Annotated in this window: 22 protein-coding genes, 2 pseudogenes and 1 other annotated feature; of the genes and pseudogenes, 14 read left to right on the forward strand and 10 right to left on the reverse strand. The window is 40.4% G+C overall.

Annotated features, from left to right (window positions below):
* Positions 1-188: 188 nt before the first annotated feature.
* Together FOF60_RS19225 and FOF60_RS19230 are read right to left on the reverse strand one after the other, a co-directional pair.
* Positions 189-431, reverse strand: a complete 243-nt coding sequence (locus tag FOF60_RS19225) for a DUF2584 domain-containing protein (protein ID WP_192473425.1) — start codon at positions 429-431, stop codon at positions 189-191.
* A 46-nt stretch (positions 432-477) separates the two neighbouring features.
* Positions 478-1266 carry an alpha/beta hydrolase family protein gene (locus FOF60_RS19230; protein WP_225650437.1) on the reverse strand — a complete coding sequence of 263 codons (789 nt, stop codon included), beginning with the start codon at positions 1264-1266 and terminating at the stop codon, positions 478-480.
* Positions 1267-1385: 119 nt separating this feature from the next.
* Between FOF60_RS19230 and FOF60_RS19235 the strand changes: the two genes are divergently transcribed.
* Genes FOF60_RS19235 through FOF60_RS19245 form a run of 3 tightly spaced genes read left to right on the forward strand, consistent with a single transcriptional unit; the run spans position 1386 to position 3961 of the window.
* Positions 1386-2381 (forward strand): ABC transporter substrate-binding protein, encoded by a 996-nt coding sequence (locus FOF60_RS19235; protein WP_192473424.1) that lies wholly within the window; start codon positions 1386-1388, stop codon positions 2379-2381.
* A gap of 16 nt (positions 2382-2397) precedes the next feature.
* Positions 2398-3174 (forward strand): ABC transporter ATP-binding protein, encoded by a 777-nt coding sequence (locus FOF60_RS19240; protein WP_192473423.1) that lies wholly within the window; start codon positions 2398-2400, stop codon positions 3172-3174.
* Complete coding sequence (locus tag FOF60_RS19245; protein WP_413632774.1) at positions 3155-3961, forward strand: ABC transporter permease; 807 nt, start codon at positions 3155-3157, stop codon at positions 3959-3961. Before FOF60_RS19240 ends, FOF60_RS19245 begins: the two co-directional genes overlap by 20 nt.
* Positions 3962-4145: 184 nt before the next feature.
* Here the strand turns inward: FOF60_RS19245 and ytkD are convergent, their stop codons facing one another.
* Positions 4146-4613 carry an RNA deprotection pyrophosphohydrolase gene (gene ytkD, locus FOF60_RS19250; RefSeq protein WP_192473421.1) on the reverse strand — a complete coding sequence of 156 codons (468 nt, stop codon included), beginning with the start codon at positions 4611-4613 and terminating at the stop codon, positions 4146-4148.
* A gap of 83 nt (positions 4614-4696) precedes the next feature.
* Entirely contained in the window at positions 4697-5017 is a 321-nt protein-coding gene (locus FOF60_RS19255; RefSeq protein WP_192473420.1) for a hydrolase, read from the reverse strand.
* 253 nt (positions 5018-5270) lie between these two features.
* Here FOF60_RS19255 and FOF60_RS19260 point away from each other — a divergent pair, with 253 nt between their 5' ends.
* Positions 5271-5528 (forward strand): DUF6154 family protein, encoded by a 258-nt coding sequence (locus FOF60_RS19260; RefSeq protein ID WP_023626881.1) that lies wholly within the window; start codon positions 5271-5273, stop codon positions 5526-5528.
* Between the two features lie 107 nt (positions 5529-5635).
* Here the strand turns inward: FOF60_RS19260 and FOF60_RS19265 are convergent, their stop codons facing one another.
* Positions 5636-6076, reverse strand: coding sequence for a Dps family protein (locus FOF60_RS19265; RefSeq protein ID WP_192473419.1), 441 nt, complete (start codon positions 6074-6076; stop codon positions 5636-5638).
* 133 nt (positions 6077-6209) lie between these two features.
* Between FOF60_RS19265 and ytzI the strand changes: the two genes are divergently transcribed.
* Together ytzI and yidD are read left to right on the forward strand one after the other, a co-directional pair.
* On the forward strand, positions 6210-6371 hold the full coding sequence (gene ytzI / locus FOF60_RS19270; protein ID WP_192473418.1) for a YtzI protein: 162 nt from the start codon (positions 6210-6212) through the stop codon (positions 6369-6371).
* 50 nt (positions 6372-6421) lie between these two features.
* On the forward strand, positions 6422-6676 hold the full coding sequence (gene yidD / locus FOF60_RS19275; protein ID WP_192473417.1) for a membrane protein insertion efficiency factor YidD: 255 nt from the start codon (positions 6422-6424) through the stop codon (positions 6674-6676).
* A 2-nt stretch (positions 6677-6678) separates the two neighbouring features.
* Here the strand turns inward: yidD and FOF60_RS19280 are convergent, their stop codons facing one another.
* Positions 6679-7242, reverse strand: coding sequence for a beta-class carbonic anhydrase (locus tag FOF60_RS19280; RefSeq protein WP_192473416.1), 564 nt, complete (start codon positions 7240-7242; stop codon positions 6679-6681).
* Between the two features lie 223 nt (positions 7243-7465).
* Between FOF60_RS19280 and FOF60_RS19285 the strand changes: the two genes are divergently transcribed.
* Both FOF60_RS19285 and FOF60_RS19290 read left to right on the forward strand, forming a co-directional pair.
* Entirely contained in the window at positions 7466-8503 is a 1038-nt protein-coding gene (locus FOF60_RS19285; protein WP_192473415.1) for a metal ABC transporter solute-binding protein, Zn/Mn family, read from the forward strand.
* A gap of 128 nt (positions 8504-8631) precedes the next feature.
* Positions 8632-8787 (forward strand): DUF1540 domain-containing protein, encoded by a 156-nt coding sequence (locus FOF60_RS19290; protein WP_192473414.1) that lies wholly within the window; start codon positions 8632-8634, stop codon positions 8785-8787.
* A gap of 33 nt (positions 8788-8820) precedes the next feature.
* On the opposite strand, the gene FOF60_RS19295 is transcribed toward FOF60_RS19290, so the two are convergent.
* From FOF60_RS19295 to metG, 3 genes and pseudogenes are all read right to left on the reverse strand, one after another.
* A complete protein-coding gene (locus tag FOF60_RS19295; RefSeq protein ID WP_192473413.1) occupies positions 8821-9453 on the reverse strand; it encodes a CPBP family intramembrane glutamic endopeptidase in 633 nt (210 codons plus the stop codon).
* A 6-nt stretch (positions 9454-9459) separates the two neighbouring features.
* Entirely contained in the window at positions 9460-10251 is a 792-nt protein-coding gene (locus FOF60_RS19300; protein WP_192473412.1) for an alpha/beta fold hydrolase, read from the reverse strand.
* Positions 10252-10349: 98 nt separating this feature from the next.
* Positions 10350-11982, reverse strand: a pseudogene (gene metG / locus FOF60_RS19305) (methionine--tRNA ligase).
* Positions 11983-12040: 58 nt separating this feature from the next.
* Positions 12041-12316: a binding site (T-box leader), on the reverse strand.
* Between the two features lie 279 nt (positions 12317-12595).
* On the opposite strand from metG, the gene FOF60_RS19310 reads away from it, so the two are divergent.
* Positions 12596-12976 carry a nuclear transport factor 2 family protein gene (locus FOF60_RS19310; RefSeq protein WP_192473411.1) on the forward strand — a complete coding sequence of 127 codons (381 nt, stop codon included), beginning with the start codon at positions 12596-12598 and terminating at the stop codon, positions 12974-12976.
* 126 nt (positions 12977-13102) lie between these two features.
* Positions 13103-13309 carry a hypothetical protein gene (locus FOF60_RS19315; RefSeq protein ID WP_192473410.1) on the forward strand — a complete coding sequence of 69 codons (207 nt, stop codon included), beginning with the start codon at positions 13103-13105 and terminating at the stop codon, positions 13307-13309.
* 197 nt (positions 13310-13506) lie between these two features.
* Here FOF60_RS19315 and FOF60_RS19320 read toward each other — a convergent pair.
* Positions 13507-14742: pseudogene (locus tag FOF60_RS19320) on the reverse strand (IS110 family transposase).
* A gap of 334 nt (positions 14743-15076) precedes the next feature.
* On the opposite strand from FOF60_RS19320, the gene FOF60_RS19325 reads away from it, so the two are divergent.
* The 4 genes from FOF60_RS19325 (at position 15077) to FOF60_RS19340 (ending at position 17377) form a co-directional block, all read left to right on the forward strand.
* Complete coding sequence (locus FOF60_RS19325; protein ID WP_192473820.1) at positions 15077-15568, forward strand: ankyrin repeat domain-containing protein; 492 nt, start codon at positions 15077-15079, stop codon at positions 15566-15568.
* A gap of 107 nt (positions 15569-15675) precedes the next feature.
* Positions 15676-16167 carry a hypothetical protein gene (locus FOF60_RS19330; RefSeq protein WP_192473819.1) on the forward strand — a complete coding sequence of 164 codons (492 nt, stop codon included), beginning with the start codon at positions 15676-15678 and terminating at the stop codon, positions 16165-16167.
* Between the two features lie 346 nt (positions 16168-16513).
* Positions 16514-16780, forward strand: coding sequence for a hypothetical protein (locus FOF60_RS19335; RefSeq protein WP_192473818.1), 267 nt, complete (start codon positions 16514-16516; stop codon positions 16778-16780).
* 105 nt (positions 16781-16885) lie between these two features.
* The gene (locus tag FOF60_RS19340) at positions 16886-17377 is read left to right on the forward strand and encodes a hypothetical protein (protein ID WP_192473817.1); all 492 of its coding nucleotides are present in this window, start codon (positions 16886-16888) and stop codon (positions 17375-17377) included.
* The last annotated feature ends 45 nt before the right edge of the window (positions 17378-17422 follow it).

Below are 17422 nucleotides of genomic sequence, written 5' to 3' on the forward strand. Positions count from 1 at the left end.
AATGCAGACGCTTTTCTTTTACCGTTTTTCTCCCTTCCGCTTTTTTTCGGGAAATGAAAACCTTCTGCTTTTACCGTTTCCCTCTCTTCCGCTCTTTTTGGGGCAATGCAGACCTTCTGCTTTTACCGTTTCCCTCTCCTCCGCTCTTTTTCGGGCAATAAAAAAACAGAGCACAAAATGTGCCCTGCTTAGTTCGTAGAATTTAAGGATACTAATTGATAAGTAATTGTTGTCTCATTTTCGGTCCACTCGACTTTTGATATGACGCCTGTTCCTGTCAGGTCGCCTTCGATTGTTTTCTTGACTTCTAGTGGAATGTCAATTGGATAAAGCCTGTAGCCTTCCTTTTTCAGAGAGAAGAAATTGTCTTCGAGCCTCTTTTCCCGGCCCTTTGTAACGATCATTGTATTCAACTCTAATGGCATCCCCATCGTACTCGCTCCTCTATTTTTCATCATTGATTTCATATTCATTTTATCATTGTTGTTCGTGTGATTTCATCCAATTCGTTAAATCGGTGACCACTTTCCGGTTCATCACCGGGGGAAAATAGTGCGTATATTCATCAAAGTACCAGCTTTCCACTGGCTTGTCCAATTCTTTTAACCTTTTCTCGATGCGATAGGAATGTTCAATCGATACATTGCGGTCATTCCTGCCGTGGATCAGCAGCACCGGGGCCTTTAGGTTTTCGATTTCATACAACGGTGTCCTGAACTTATATCTTTTCGGCACCTTTTTCGGCGACCCGCCGATTACCCTTTTCATCATCCGGCGCAAATCCTTTCTTTCCACATACGTCAAGAACATATCCGTTACCCCTCCCCAGGTAACGACCGACGCTGTCTCCGGAAATTGAATGGCCGTCAGCAAAGCCATCAACCCACCGCGTGAAAAACCAAAGATATGAACCTTTTCCACTCCTGGCAAGGATTGAAGCAGCTTGAATCCGGCGAATGCATCAACCCGGTCATCACCGCCGAAATCCTCATCCCCTTCACCCCCCTGGTTCCCCCGGTAAAAAGGAGCGAAAACCGTGAATCCTTCAGACGCAAATTGTGCAATGCGGGCAGGGCGTACCTTGCCTACATTTTTGATTCCGCCGCGCAGATACAAAAATCCTTCTGTACCACTTCCATCAGCAGGCTTGGCCAGAAGCCCCTTTACCCGCAACCCGCCTGCATAATAGCTGACCATTTCCAGCTCGACGGCCGGATTGGGGGAAGGAAATTTATAAGCTGAGATGATTTGCCCGTCATTTTCCAAAGTTAACACTCCTTCTATATGAATTTTTTCAAAATTGGTTCCTGGGCATTCACACATTTTTGGGTGATTCATACGATACTGTAAGCCCAAATTAAGACAGATTTTTAGGAGGCATCATCATGAAAGAATGGTTCAAAGCCGGTTTTGCTTTATTTTTGATTGCAGTACTTATTATACCTCTAGCTGCCTGCGGTCAAGACAAGGTACAGACTGTCAAAGTTGCAGAGGTAACACGTTCAATCTTCTATGCTCCTCAATATGTTGCCCTTGAAAAGGGATTTTTTGAGGAAGAGGGATTGAAAGTTGAATTAACGACAACTTGGGGCGGCGACAAGACGATGACAGCCGTGCTCTCTAATGCAGCAGATATCGGCCTCGTCGGTTCTGAGACATCGATCTATGTTTATGCCCAGGGATCAAATGATCCGGTCATCAACTTTGCCCAGCTGACGCAAACAGATGGCACCTTCCTCGTTTCCAGAGAAAAAATCGATGATTTTTCATGGGATCAGTTAAAGGGATCTACCTATCTCGGCCAGCGTACAGGTGGCATGCCGCAAATGGTCGGTGAATTCGTCCTTAAGAAGCACGGCATCGATCCAAAGGCAGATTTAGAGATGATACAAAATATTGATTACGCGAATATACCTAATGCCTTCGCTTCCGGAACTGGTGATTTCGTACAGCTATTTGAGCCGCAGGCCAGCATGTTTGAATTAGAGGGCATAGGACATATCGTCGCTTCTTTCGGGACTGAGTCCGGTCATGTACCATATACCACATTTATGGCCAAACAAAGCTACATGAAGAAAAACCCGGAGACAATCGAGAAATTCACCCGCGCAGTCCATAAGGCACAGAAGTGGGTGGAATCACACAGTGCCAAAGAAACAGCGGAGGTTATCCAGCCATTTTTTAAGGATACAGATTTGTCGATGATCGAAACGGTTGTTGATCGATACAAGAGTCAGGGTTCATTCGCAACTGACCCGATTCTAGATGAAGAGGAATGGAAAAACCTGCAGGACATCATGGATGAAGCAGGGGAACTTCCTGAGGAAGTCAGCCATGACACCTTAGTCAACACAGAGGTGGCAGAAGAAATCATGAAATAACAGGAGGTTGCAGCCAATGGACTTTTTGACATTAACAGGGATTCAGCACACATATTTCACACAAACAACCGCTGTCACTGCTTTGAATAATATTTCACTACATGTCCAGGAAGGTGAGTTTGTCTCCTTCCTGGGTCCGAGCGGCTGCGGCAAAACAACGTTGCTTTCAATTATCGCAGGGCTGATTGAGCCTACTGACGGACTGGTAAAATTGGAAGGGAAATCAGTCAAGGAGTCTGCAAATCAAACCGGATATATGCTGCAGCAGGATTATTTGTTTCCTTGGAAAACAATTGAGGAAAATATCTTTCTTGGCTTGAAGATTAGCGGAACGATGGAAGCTTCAAAAAAGGATGAGGTTTTATCGCTACTAAGGCAAATGGGTTTGGAAAATGTAGAAAAGCATTATCCAAAACAACTTTCCGGCGGAATGCGGCAGCGTGTGGCACTGGTAAGGACACTGGCAACAGAGCCGAAGCTGCTTATGCTCGACGAACCTTTTTCCGCATTGGACTATCAAACGAAATTGAAACTCGAAGACCTGGTTTCCAATACATTCAAGACTTTCGGAAAAACCGCGATTCTCGTCACCCATGATATCGGGGAAGCAATCGCAATGAGCGACCGGATCTTCCTGTTTTCGCCAAGACCTGGCCGTTTGCATAAAACTTTTACCATTCCGGAGGAGCTGCGGAACATGAGTCCTTTCGAAGCAAGAAACCACCCTTTGTACAATGAACTATTCCAGAAGATATGGAAGGAGTTGGAATCCATTGAACCAGAAGAACACTGAACTCCTTCATCAACAATACCTGAAAAAGCTAAGCCGAGAGCGAAGAACCGTCCGCGTCTACCAATTGCTGATATTCATTGCCTTTTTTGCCCTATGGGAAATCTCAAGCCAGCAAAAGTGGATTGACCCGCTGCTTTTCAGTTCACCGTCAAAAATCTGGAATATGTTAATTGAAAAAACGATGGATGGGTCACTAGCTGTTAACCTTGGGGTGACGCTCGCGGAAACCGTACTCGGATTTATCCTCGGTACACTGGCCGGCACGATATTGGCCGCTCTTTTATGGTGGTCGCCGATGCTGTCAAAAATCCTTGATCCATATCTTGTTATCCTGAATTCAATGCCAAAGGTCGCGCTTGGCCCGATCCTCATCGTCGCCCTTGGCACCAATATGACCTCGATCATAGCGATGGGCGCGATCATCTCGGTCATCATCACGACAATCGTGGTGTATACGGCTTTTAAGGAGGTTGATCCCAACTACCTGAAGGTGCTGCAGACATTCGGAGCTACAAGGACACAGTGTTTCAGGGAAGCCATCCTTCCAGCCTCCTTCCCGACTATCATTTCTACGTTGAAAGTGAATGTCGGCCTGAGCTGGGTAGGTGTTATTGTCGGAGAATTCCTCGTTTCGGCACGCGGTCTTGGATATATGATCATCTATGGATTCCAGGTTTTCAACTTCACGCTCGTCTTTTTGTCACTGCTCGTCATTGCCGTGTTTGCCACCGTGATGTATCAGCTCGTCGAACTGCTTGAAAAGAAACTGATCAAAAGCAATCAGTAACGAAGCCGGGAGGATATCCGGCTTCTTTTTATTTCCTCAGAAAGCGGGCTTATTTAGAATAAGTAGCGGCTGCGCCAATAAAATCTGATTTTCGCCAATATCCAGTATCAAGGGTTAAACCTACGGCTGATTCTGATGCAAATTTAACTCCATAAGAACAAAAAAAGCGGCGAATCCGCCATTTTCACAACTTTTTCCGCAAAAATTCCAAACTATGCTTGATTACATCGTCCTTCATGATAAAACTGTACTCGTCCTTCATTCTTTCCACCAATAAATCTCCACTTACAAGTACAGGGCCGGCAGTTTCCAGGTAATCATCTTTTAGCTCGACTTTTTCTGCTTCACCGTAAAAGATTCTTTTAACAAACGACCCCTCTTTATCACTTACTTGATACTCCCCAATACTGACTAACCTGCCTAAGGCTGCGCCAGTCTCCTCCATGACCTCACGCCGGGCTGCGTCCTCCAGTGTTTCCCCTTTTTCCACTTTGCCCCCGGGGAACTCAAGACCTCTGACTCTATGTTTGGTCAAAAGCCATTTGCCTTGATATTTACAGATGACCAGCACGTGGCGGGCACTTTTTTCAAAGGCATTTTCCTTAAAGGATAAGGTCACCTCTCCACCGTTCATGTCTTTAAATTTCATCATGAAAACTCCCTGCCTAAATTCATAACCTAATTATATAGAAAACCAGAAAATGAATAAACCGCAGACATCTGTCTGCGGCTGCTCTATTTTTCAGGAAGGATTCCCATGCTTTCAATATGGTTCCTGGCTTCTTCATCGCCGAGATTATAAATCATTTCATATGTCTGGATCAGCTGTCTGTCGAGGGCATCATTTTCACGGTCATAATGGTATTGTACATATGGGACGTGCGCCCTCATGAAATTCTGCCAGCCTGTGGAATGGCTCTGATCGAATATTTCCCTTAAGGCGGTGATCTCCTCATCATTTGCCTCAATTTTAAAATTCCATGGAGATGCAGTTGAATCTCTTGAAATATGGCCTTCACTGATGTTGATATAATATGTTTTTTTGCCTTCTGGCATGTGCCTCACCTCATGGATATCGTTCCCTGCGTCTATATTCGTTTATACTGAATATCTTTAAAATAAATAATTTTTTCTGCCCTCCAAATTACTCTTAAAGTTGTCAGTATGTTAAAATTAGACCAAATATAGATATAAGCAAACCAGCAACCCAAAAAGGAAAATACTTCAATTCCAAGGCATATTTTTTCCGATGGAGGGTATTAAATAAGTATAAGGAATTATGGACGATTAAGAAGGAGAGGTGAAATTCATGAAACTGATTGATGAGCTATACGAACTGTACCGCAATAAATTGACCGGTGATGAAGAGGATATCGATATGCTCGCTTTTGCCTTCCTTGAAGAAATGAGCCGTGAAGACTTGTTGAAGATCATCCAGGACCTTGATAAACAGGAGCTATATGATTTGATGGGGCTTTATTTGATCGAGAGCTTGAAAGGAAAGTTTGCCCAGGACGATTTCGGCGCGCGCTCTGTTAATTCATATCCTTCCAGGAATGTGCACTAACCTTTACAATAACAATACATACAAACCGGCTTCGGCCGGTTTTTCTTTTTGTCTTGATTTCCTATAGCATTGAAAAAAACTGGCCGTTTTTTCGGCCAGTTCCCCCTTTATCCAAGATAAGCTTTGAACATCCACATATGCTTGCGCAGGCTCATTTTCACTTCTGTCAGCATGTCGGCTGTAGCTGTGTCTGCTGCATTTTCTGCAAGTTCAATTGCACCATGGAGCTCGTCCACGATTGTAGCAAAATCATCGTGCAATTGTTGGACCATTTCTTCTTCATTTTCAGACCCTGTTGCTTCTTTAACTGATGATAGTTCAAGATATTCCTTAAGCGTTGCAACAGGCTTTCCTTCTAATGCGAGAATTCTTTCGGCGAATTCATCAATGATTGTCGCAGCTTCGTTATAAAGCTCTTCGAATTTCGTATGGAGTGTGAAGAAATGACGGCCTTTCACATACCAGTGATAGTTATGAAGCTTTGTGTAAAGTACCGTCCAGTTTGCAACCTGCTTATTCACTGCTTTGATTAAATCTGTTTGTGCCATTAAATTTCATCCTCCCTTTCAGTCATAGTATATATTCCCCTTCCAGCTTTATAAAAAACATGCTGGCAGCAACTTTTTTCCTATCGCTGAAAGGAACATGCTACAATAATTTTGAAGCAAAGGAGGCCTTTTTATGTATACCGTTTTGATTATCTCAGTCATTATCGTTATCATTGTTTTAATATTAAGCGTAGTCACTACTTCGAAGGCTTATCAGTATAAACATACTGTCGATCCGATTGATAGCAGTAACACCCTTGAGGATACTACTGACGCATCTGAGGAAAAAAAATAAAGGAGCTGCTCTCAGCTCCTTTTTTAGGATTTAAAGAAGGGATGAACACCATGCTAAAAAAAGCATTCATCGGCATCATACGTTTTTATCAGGTTGTCATTTCGCCATTGAAGCCGCCTACTTGCCGATTTTACCCGACATGCTCCCATTACGGGCTTGAAGCGATAAAAAGATTTGGTCCCATCAAAGGCGGATGGCTGACGATTGTACGCATCCTTAAATGCCAGCCGTTTCATCCAGGGGGCATGGACCCGGTACCAGAAAAGTGGCCATCAAAGAAAAACGCTAAAGCTCATAACCATTAAATTTACTTTTGGTATCCATCAATGACTTGATCAAGCCTTCCTGTTGAAGGATCGATCACAAGCCCATGGACTGGAACATCCTTAGGCATCAAGGGATGGTTTCTTACGATTTCGACACTGTGGGCAACGCTGTCCTTTACATTCTCGAAACCGTGAAGCCATTCCTTCACGTCTATTCCTGAGTAATTCAATGTATTCAGCATGTCATCCGTGACTCCGCGGCGCTTCATTTCTTCAATCATGCCATCTGGCTTCATCCCGCTCATGCCGCAGTCATAATGCCCGATGATGGCCACTTCCTCGGCCTGAAGCTGGTAAACCGCGACAAGCAGGCTTCTCATGATACTTCCAAACGGGTGCATGATCAGCGCACCGGCATTCTTGACAATTTTCACATCACCATTGCGAATATTCAAAGCCCTCGGCAACAGTTCAACAAGCCTTGTATCCATACAAGTTAAAATAACCATCTTTTTATTTGGAAACTTAGTCGTGGTGAATTCTTCATATTTCTTTTCTTCTACAAACTTTTCATTGAAATCTAGAATTTCATCAAGCATTCTCATATATTCCTTCTCCTTTTAAAAATTTTCTTTCTAATAGAATACCGTAAACTGCTTCCGAACCAAAATGTTTTACTTGATTTTGTTTCTATCCTTTTGTATGATACAGAAGGTAAATCGTAACCATTACGAATTAATATTTTTTCCTTATGACAAGAAAACTAATAACAAATATAATTTATTTTCTAAATCGTAATGAGTCCGTTTTGACTAACAGGAGGCACATATGAAAAAAACTGCATTTATTTTATCTTTATTTATGATCATTGCTGCTTTTCTAAGCGGCTGTGGTCAAGATGCTGCTAATCAGGAGAAGAACGAAGATTTGCTTCAAGTCTATACCACTGTTTATCCACTCCAGTTTTTCGCACAGCAAATTGGCGGTGAATATGTAAATGTTGAAACCATCTACCCACCGGGAGCGGATGAGCATACATTCGAGCCTTCCCAAAAAGATATGATGGCACTGGCAGACGCAGACTTATTTTTCTATATCGGCCTGGGCCTTGAGGGATTTGTGGATAAAGCAAGCAAAACACTTAAAAACGAAGATGTAAAAATGGTTCCGGTTGGTGAATCTTTGCATCTTGATGAAAATGACGAACACCAGGACGATGCGCACAGCGAGGATGGCTCGGCTGAAGAAAATCATAATGAAGAAGGACATGACGAGGAAGAGCATGCTGATGAAGAGCATGCAAATGAACAGCATACAGATGAGGATGGGCATGAACACGGAGATTTCGACCCTCATGTCTGGCTTGACCCGATTTACGCGAATGAACTGGCTCTTGCAATCACAGAACAGTTAACTGAACAGATGCCTGAGCATAAAGATACTTTCGAACAAAACTATACCGAGCTATCTGCTCAATTGAAGGATCTTGACAAGGAGTTTTCAGAGGTCATTGGTTCAGCCAAGCGCAATGAAATCCTTGTATCACACTCTGCCTTCAGTTACTGGGAGGAGCGTTACGGAATCCAGCAAATCAGTATTTCTGGTCAATCCACTACAAATGAACCTTCTCAAAAAGAGCTTCAAAATTTGATTTCACATGCAAAAGATGAAGAAATCAAATACGTTTTGAACGAACAAAACTTTAATTCCAAGCTGGCAAAAATGGTCCAGGAAGAAATCGGCGCAAAATCACTGACACTCCACAATCTGTCCGTTTTAACCGACGAAGATATTGAAAATAATGAAACCTATTTCACGTTAATGGAAAAGAATATCGCTACCCTTGGAAAAGCTTTGAATGAATAAATGCGGCAGCCTCCCTTTTTTGGGAGGCATTTTAATTTTACAGCCTGCTTTCCTGATTTTAGCCAGAATAGGGACTCTTGGTTCGCTGCATCCTAAGGTTGTATCAACCAAAAAGGAGTGGTACAACGATGGCAAAAGATGTATTGTGTGAAGTTAACAACTGTCATTATTGGAAAGATGGAAATCTCTGCAGCGCCGACAAAATCTATGTAGTCAGCCATGCCGGGGAGCAAGCCGACAACAGCCGAGAAACAGACTGCAAAACATTTGAAGCGCTGAGCTAATAAATAAGACCGGGTTAGCCCGGTCTTTTATACTTACCTGACCAAAAACCAATACACAAGGATGATTCCCATGTCACTTAATACATGTCCGATGATTGCTGCCGTGATGGAACCCGTTTTCTCTCTAATATAGCCCCAAAATGTGCCCGCAATGAATACAGGCACAGCTGCTATAAGGCCGAAAAAGCCTTCAAAAATTGGAATCACCGAGAGTAAATGGTACAAAGTGTAAAAAGTGGAGGTCACCAATATAGCGTACTTAGCTGTTCCATCCCTTCTCAGCTTTTCATATATATACCCTCTCCAATAGACTTCTTCCAGAATCGGATTAGCCACCAGCAGGATCAGCACGAGCCAAATCTCACCACTTCTAGAAAAACCCCATTCCCAAAGCAAAACCCTTAACTGATCGATATCCAAAAGATAAATATGCAGCCAGTGTAACCCTCCATAAATGAACAGGAAAAAGAGCAGTCCGCTCCCGACACCCAACATTACAGCCTTGCTTGTCGCTTTAAACCTTTCCCGGGGAATTCCATGACCAAGCAACGGGACTGCAAGAAGCCATCCATAGAAGAGCAAGAACGTAACGATTACGCTCTCAAACATTTGAAGCCCTATGAAAATCATGATTGTCGGTCCCACCAACAGGAATATTTTCTTCATATCCACTTACCCCAGTCCTGCTTTTTTCTTTTGGAGTGGCTTTAAAAAAGTATCGATAATAGCGTTGAATTCCTGATGGGACCTGGGCGGCAGTTGATGGGTTCCGTTCTTTATATAAACTACTTGTGTCTGCGGAGCTTTTTTCAGAAAAGGAATGCGGTAACGATGCATTGGCTTTTCTAATGAACCGTATATCAGAAGGATAGGGAGATCCAGCTTATGAAGCTGGCTGCTGGAATCATATTGAAGCCCTGATTTAATATACTCGTAAGAACGATGAGCATCAGAGAGACGCGCTAACTCAAATATTTCTTTTTCATCCTCCTGATCACATTGGTGAAACTTCGCCTGCCATTTTGCAGCGAGAGACACTTGGCCGAATTGAACCATTACCTGCACTAACTTGATAATAAGCTTTGGTATTAGAGTATCTATTTTTGAAAAACCGCCGGACAAGATTAACGCTTCTGACCGTTCAGGATACTTCAGTGCAAATTCCTGGGCAACCAATCCGCCATGAGAATAGCCGCAGAGCACCGCTTTCTTGATACCCAGCTCGTCAAGCATCCTCTTCAAATCATCTGCAAGTCCCGCAATGCTTACAGATTTGTTTCCCTTCGTACTTCGTCCATGGCCCGCCAAGTCAAAAAAGAGCGTCTTGTAACGTTTGGCGAGTGCTTCCTGATGCTTAAAAACATTGTGCCCCATCACAAACGGATGAATAAAAACAACAGGCAGCCCTTCACCTTTCATATGATAGTAAAGCGATAGAGAGTTATCGATTTTGGCAAACGGCATATAAGATTCACCCCTTTATGCTGCATTTACCCGAATCTTAGATACGCAAAAACAACGAGGGAATTTACTATATGATTGGTGCCTTCAAGACAAGCTGATTAAATCAAATTCTTTTCACACCTCTTCAACTCTTCCAGTTCTTTGCCGATCCTTTCCGGGTCTATACGTTCGAATAATGGATCTACATTCGTCAAGGTTTGAGGACTTACTAATATAGGCTTCCAGCTGTGATCCGTTATTTGCAGCATACCTTTAACCTTTTCGCTTGAAAAAGGAAGGAATGGCGCCAGGATATTGGCCAGATTTCCGATGATATATGCACAGTCTGCGAGAGTCTGTTTACATGCTTCAGTATCTTCACGAACCTGGTTCCATGGCTGTTGTTCATCGAAGTACTTGTTTGAATATCTCACTAGTTCGAACACTTTTTCCAGAGCTTTTTTAAAATTGGCGCTTTCAATATATCGTCCGGTTTCTTCGTATAGGAGATTAATCCTGTCTGCTATTTCTATGTTAATCTCCCTTTCCGGAAGAATACCATCAAATGTTTTCTGTATGAATTTCAAGGTCCGATTCACCAAGTTTCCATAAGCCCCCAACAGTTCACTATTGTGACTGTAGATGAACTCCTTCCATGAAAAATCTGCATCCCTGCTTTCCGGTGCATTGGTGGTCAGAAAGTAGCGGATAGAATCAGGGTCGTACTTTTCAATAATATTCGGCACCCAAACTGCCCAATTTCTGCTTGTGGACAATTGTTTCTTTTCCAATGTGAGATATTCATTAGAAATGATATGGGTTGGAAGTGCTTCGATTCCAAGGCCTTCGAGAATCCCAGGCCAAATGATCGAATGGAACGGGATATTATCTTTCCCGTGTACATAATAAGACTTAGCAGCAGAATTCCAAAAAGGGGCGTCATCCTGTCCAGTTTCTTCCGCCCAGAGCTTGCTTGCTGTATAGTAACCCGAAACCGCCTCGATCCACACATAAATTTTCTTATCCTCATAACCTTTTACCGGCACACTTACCCCATTAGGCAAATCCCTGGAAACTGCCCGATCCTGCAGGCCTTCTTGTAAGTACCTCTTGGTCAATGATATGGCGTTCTCTCTCCAAAGCTGTTTCTGTTCAGCATTCTTTGTATAATTCTCCAAAGAATTTTGGAGTGAGCTTAATGCAAAGTAAAAATGCTCGGTTGTTCTTATTGTTGGCGGATTGCCGCATATTTTGCACTTTTTCTCCAGCAAATCAAGCGGTTCCAGCACGCTTGAACAATAATCGCATTGATCTCCTCGAGCGTTCGCCCCGCACTTTGGACAAATTCCTTCAACATACCGATCAGGCAAAAATTGCTGGTCCTGTCTGTTCAATCTCTTTCTTATAAATAAATCCTTTATCAAGCAGCTTCAAAAACAATTCCTGAACGACCTTATGGTGATGTGCTGCATCGGTTCTTGTGTAGATATCATACGAGAAACCCAGTTTCGTAAAACTTTCTTTGAACTCGTGGTGGAACTTGTCTGCAATTTCTTTTGATGACACGCCCTCTTGCTTAGCCCTGATTGCAATGGGAGTTCCATTGCAGTCACTGCCTGAAACATATAAAACCTTTTCCCCTTTTAAGCGATAATATCTCGCTAAAATATCCCCTGGCAGCAGGCTCGAAATATGCCCTAGATGCAGCGACCCATTAGCATAAGCCCATGCTCCTCCAATAAAAATACTCATTTGAATGACCTCCTTATGAAATTAGAAAAAACAAAAAACCCCGCCCTTAACTGCAATAGTTAAGGACGAGGTTTGGAATCCCACGTGTTACCACCTTATTTCGCAAACAGTTCACACCATTTGCCTCATCAAGTACGGAGCATGTGACGCGCGATCTTATACTGTGACATTGATAACGAGTGCCAATTCTCGCCGTATCCTACTTATGCTAAAAAGCATGTTCAGGACGGAGCTCGGAGACCATTTTTCAAGTGTCTGTCTTTGCTTCTTTTCAGCTGCCGAAGCTCTCTGTAAAAAACTGTTGCACTCTACTTTTTCTCTTCATCGCTTTTCAAAGATATTAATCTGTATTTTATTCAGAATTTTCCAGGAAGTCAATATCATTTTTTTTGAAAATAGCCTTCACAAAAATCAAACTGGCGTTTTAAATGACAGTCATTATTCTAGGTAAAACAATCAAGGTCAATCTAATATAATATTAGTATAACAATGAATAATGGAATTTTATGTTAAAATAAACGTGAGATACTTTATTTTTGTTCTTTAACAAACGGGGGAGGATAGTTGAAGATGCCTGTAGAAATTAAAGTGAAAAAATATAGGAGTTGGAGTTATGGATGTGAACTTAAAGGAACATATAAAAGAATTGGAAGAAAGGCATACAGGACTTGAAGTTCGTAAAAGTCGTGAAGAACTAGATAAAATACTTGCAGATGATTTCTTTGAAATAGGTAGTTCTGGTTATATGTTTGATAAAAAGGAATGTCTCGAATCTGGAGTTGTGCTAACTGAAATGTCACTACATAATCATGAGATATATCCCTTATCTTCAGAAATAGTTTTAGCTACTTATTTTGTAAGTGATAAAACAAGAAATCGGAATACACTTCGCAGTTCTATTTGGAAATTAATTGATGGTAGGTGGCAATTATACTTCCACCAAGGTACAATTTCCCCATTACAATTAAACGATGTTCTTAAAGGCAGCAAATGAAAATGTTATGTATTACTGGTGCTTTAATCCAAGAAGGGTTAAAGCTCCTTTTTGTTGAATTCCTTATTAAAGAAACGATGCAGTTTTGTTTAAGATTGGTATATTTTAAAAGGGGGATGAAGCCGTTTGAGTATTGAAGAAGGGTTAAAAATGATGGAATGGGTGGCTTTTAATTTAATGCCGATCATTTGTATTGTTTTTGTTTTAAATTGTGTGAGTATAGCAAAAAAAATAAGAACAGGTGAGAATACTGCTAAAAACACGGTTTGGATAACAATTACATTTATATTGATAATTTACTCAATAATGAGTGTAGCAGCATTAAGTTATTGAACTAAGGGGTGCATTGGTCCAAGAAGGATTAGTCACCTTTTTTGTTGAATTCCTTATTAAACAAAACCAGCTAATAGTTTGTCAATATTTTTCATTAAAATTTCGAAATCCCTCGTGATATACTAAAAAAGGGTATACCAATAACCTTCTTATTCTCTGAAATGGAAGGTTTTTCGTTATTTAGTAAGATGGTGTTTCTATACTATATCTTGGAAAGTAGTTCTGTTTTTTAAAAGGGCAAATATCCAATGTAAGAGCTTATTTACACAAGCAATTACAGCTACTTTAAATGGTTTTCCTTCTTCACGTTTCTTATCATAGAACTCTCGTAATTTCTTATTTCGAGGAATGATCTCATCGCTTGTTTTGCTCTTCCGGCAGTCACGTATAGCACAACGAACAGCCATATATAAGGCGTGACGAAGCCTGCTGGATCCTCTTTTTGTGATTCGGTTTTTAGTGGCAGTAAACTTACCGGATTCGAAAACACTTGGGTCTACTCCAGCGAATGCTACCAGCTTTTTGGGGTCAGTAAATCGATCTATCTCCCCAATTTCAGAAATGATCGTTGCAGCGATCTTTTCACCGATACCAGGGATAGATTTGATAATATTATATTCTTCAACTTCTCTAGCGAGGGCATCTATCTCTGACTCCAACGTCGATAGGTGCTCTTTGTATTGAAGAATAATATCAATATACATACCTAAGCTTAAGATATGACTCTGATAGACTGTCTTTTCAAAGGGGTTCCGAGCTGCCGCCTCTTTTAATTGTAAGGCTTTTTCATTGGCCCATCTGATTGAGCGACTTTTACATAATTCCTTGATCCTCATTGAAAGAGTTTCATTACTAGCTTCTAAGATGTCTTCAGATGACGGAAACTCCTTTAACGTTAAGAGTGATACCACAGAATATAAATCACCGAACACTCCACGATATTCAGGAAATACTTGATCCAGAATAGCCTGGAACTGAAGCTTTGTCTGAATCATGACACCTGTAATATTCTCGTGTTGTCTTGTAATGTTACGAAGGTTTAAAAGCTAGACCCCTCGCTTTTTATACGGCTCTAACTCCTCCTTGTAAAACAACTCGCAGAGGTGGTAAGCATCGATGGCATCTGTCTTTACTTTCCTTAAACTTGAACTTTTCGCCTTGTAGGAAATCAAAGGGTTGATTATGATTAATAAATACCCACGTTCCTCTAAATATTGGACTACTGCTGATTGATAGTGTCCAGTTGCTTCAAGAATAACCGGAGGTTTTAGACCTGTTTCTTTTTGTACTACCTCTAAAAACTCCACAAGTAAACCAAGACCCTGAAGAGTATGTGCTACTTTAAAGCTTTTACGGAATGGTTTGCCTTTATCGACAAAAGCCTGAACCTGACTTTCTCCCTTAGAAATATCCAGACCAACGACTGGATTCATCCTGTATCATCTCCTAATCTTTTATTTTGCCGGTACCCCTTGTTCTCCTTGCAGTGTCACAGCTTCGCTTGTTATACGAGATCTATGTCCCAACCAGCCTCAATCATGTTTCTACAAGTAGGGGGCAAACTGTTTTGTTGACGGGATCCAGGTCCCACGTGCAGTTACGTTTTACCCCGGCTACCGTTATAATAAGACCATATAGAAAAAGGTCAACCAGAAATATTTTCTTTTCTGGATGACCTTATAATACGAACGATGCAGGTTAACTCAATAAGGATACTTTACAGACGATAATAAAAGCTACAAAATAAACTAAATTAGAGGATGACTAATGAGAAAAAGATTAAGAAAAAAAATCTGCCAAAAGCAGATATTTCAACTTGCTGGTAAAGGGCAAGTTGAATGGATCCGGGAGTCGTTAGATTTAGGAATAGATATTAATGCAAGAGATCGCGGTGGATATACTCTTCTTCACTGGGCAGCACAGGAAGGTCACTTAGAGGTAATTCGGCTTCTGTTATCACTAGGTGCAAATATCAATTTAAAGGATGAAAATGGATTTTCGCCATTGTATATAGCTGCTGGAGAAGGTCATACACAAATTGTTGAGGCTTTAGTTAAAAATGGTGCCAATATTGACGCAAAAAGTAATAATGGTTGCACTGCATTGATCATAGCTTGCTGTTATCACCATAAAGATACAGTTGAATTGTTGATGAAAAGCGGAGCCAACGTTAATGTGGAAGATGATGAGGGGAAAACTGCTTTGGATTACGCGAAAGAGTATGATAGCAAGGAGATTGCCAGCCTTCTAAGGAAGTGAGTAAAGGGTTGCAGATGCAGCCCTTTTGCTTATTCGACTAACGATGCAGTTTAGTAGAACAACAATTGATTATTAATTTATTGCAACTAGGATTAGAGGTGTTCATAATGTTAGGAATAAAAGATTACAATCCTAAGTTTTATACCGAACTATCTCAAATATTAAACGATCATAAAACAAGGTTACAAGGCCTTAAAGGGAAGCGAATAGAGGAGATTTGGGTTGCGTGGGAACAAGAGGAAGATGAGTGGTTTAAGGATTTACCCGTTGTAATAAAGTTTGAAGATTGTCAAATAGAATTATGTGCTTATAAAACAGATAATTACGCTATTACATTTGACCAAATTAATTTGTCTGACGAAATTGATTATTATGGTACCGATTTGGTGCTTAGATGGGAAAAGAATAAGTTAAAAGACCTTAATAATTTTATTAACGAACGAATAGTTAAGGTTGAAATTATTGAATGGATATCACAATTAACTGGGATGGGTTTTCACCTAGAAGAAGGTTATTTTGCAGTACGTAACGGTTTTGACGAGAATGAAATATGTACTGATAGGAATGAAGAACCACAATACAAATATACATATGTGTAAAATAATCATATTCCTATTAAACAAACGCAGCAGTAATGTTAAAGAAGGAATTGTTATATTTTGGTCGAATAAGTTATTATATTATGAAGTCTTGGGGTGATATTATTGGGTTGGGAAACAGCACAAATCGTCCAAGTGGTCGGAGGTATACTAGGAGCTATTTCTTTGTTCGCATTCTTTGCATTTTGGGGCAAATATGAGAAGAGCAAAGGAAAGAATCAAAAATCGAAATAAGAGCTGTCGCTTAGACAGCTTTTTCTATTGAGCTAACGAAGCAGTTTAGGTGAAGAAGGAATTTAAGTAAAATAAAGAGGAATTTTAAAAGTATTGGATTTAGGAGGAAATAATGAGTAAGGTTAAATATCTAATATTGCTGATAAGTTTTTTGGGGTTTTGTGTTGTTGGAGGAATAATACATATTGAATATATAACAGCAGATGAGTATGCAGAGTTTGACGGAAGTCTACAGGCAGCAAAAAAAGCATTATATTTAGAAATTATAAATACAATTTATTTTCCCATTATACTTATAATTCATCTCACTCTTTTTATTATCTTTAAATTCAAAGGATCAAGGAAATCATTTACAAAAGTTAATCCCAAGTTGAAATGATAAAATGGCTTTCTTCTTGGACTAACGGGGCAGGATAGCTTAATAAGGTATAATCATCATCATAGCTATGCTCGTAGATAATTGATAAAGGAGAAATCATAATTTATGTTTAATGTTTTCAATAAGGCAAAATTACAAAAAGACGATTTAAAAGGCATTGCGAAATTAATGTATCAGGATGTATCCAATGATTCCTGGGATAAAGAGAACCTTACTAAAAGAAATTTAGACTTTACTATTGAAAGTGTTCGATATATTGATATGTACACAAAAAGATTAATGGGTACGGAGTTTGGCACTGAACTCTTAAGTAAGCATTTTGATGTTTTAGTGCTTCGTATCGGTGCATATGTAGGTGAAGTTATTAAAAGTAATATTAACCAAGATTATTACTGGTATAAATCTGATTCTGTAGAAAATTATTCTCCCAATCTCAATGAATTGCATAGTGTTAATAAGACACAGAGTGTACTTTATTCTAAAAAGAAGGATATAGTTATATTACCTTTAAGTAAAGTTTCGAAGCTTTTGAAAGGAAACTGCCAATACAGTAGTTTACTTACTTATGTAGAAGAAATGATTAAGCAAAATTCTTAAACATTACGATGTTGATCCACGAAGGATTGAGGCACCTTTTTTTGA

Origin of the sequence: Mesobacillus jeotgali (assembly GCF_014856545.2) — a bacterium.
Lineage (GTDB): Bacteria > Bacillota > Bacilli > Bacillales > Cytobacillaceae > Mesobacillus.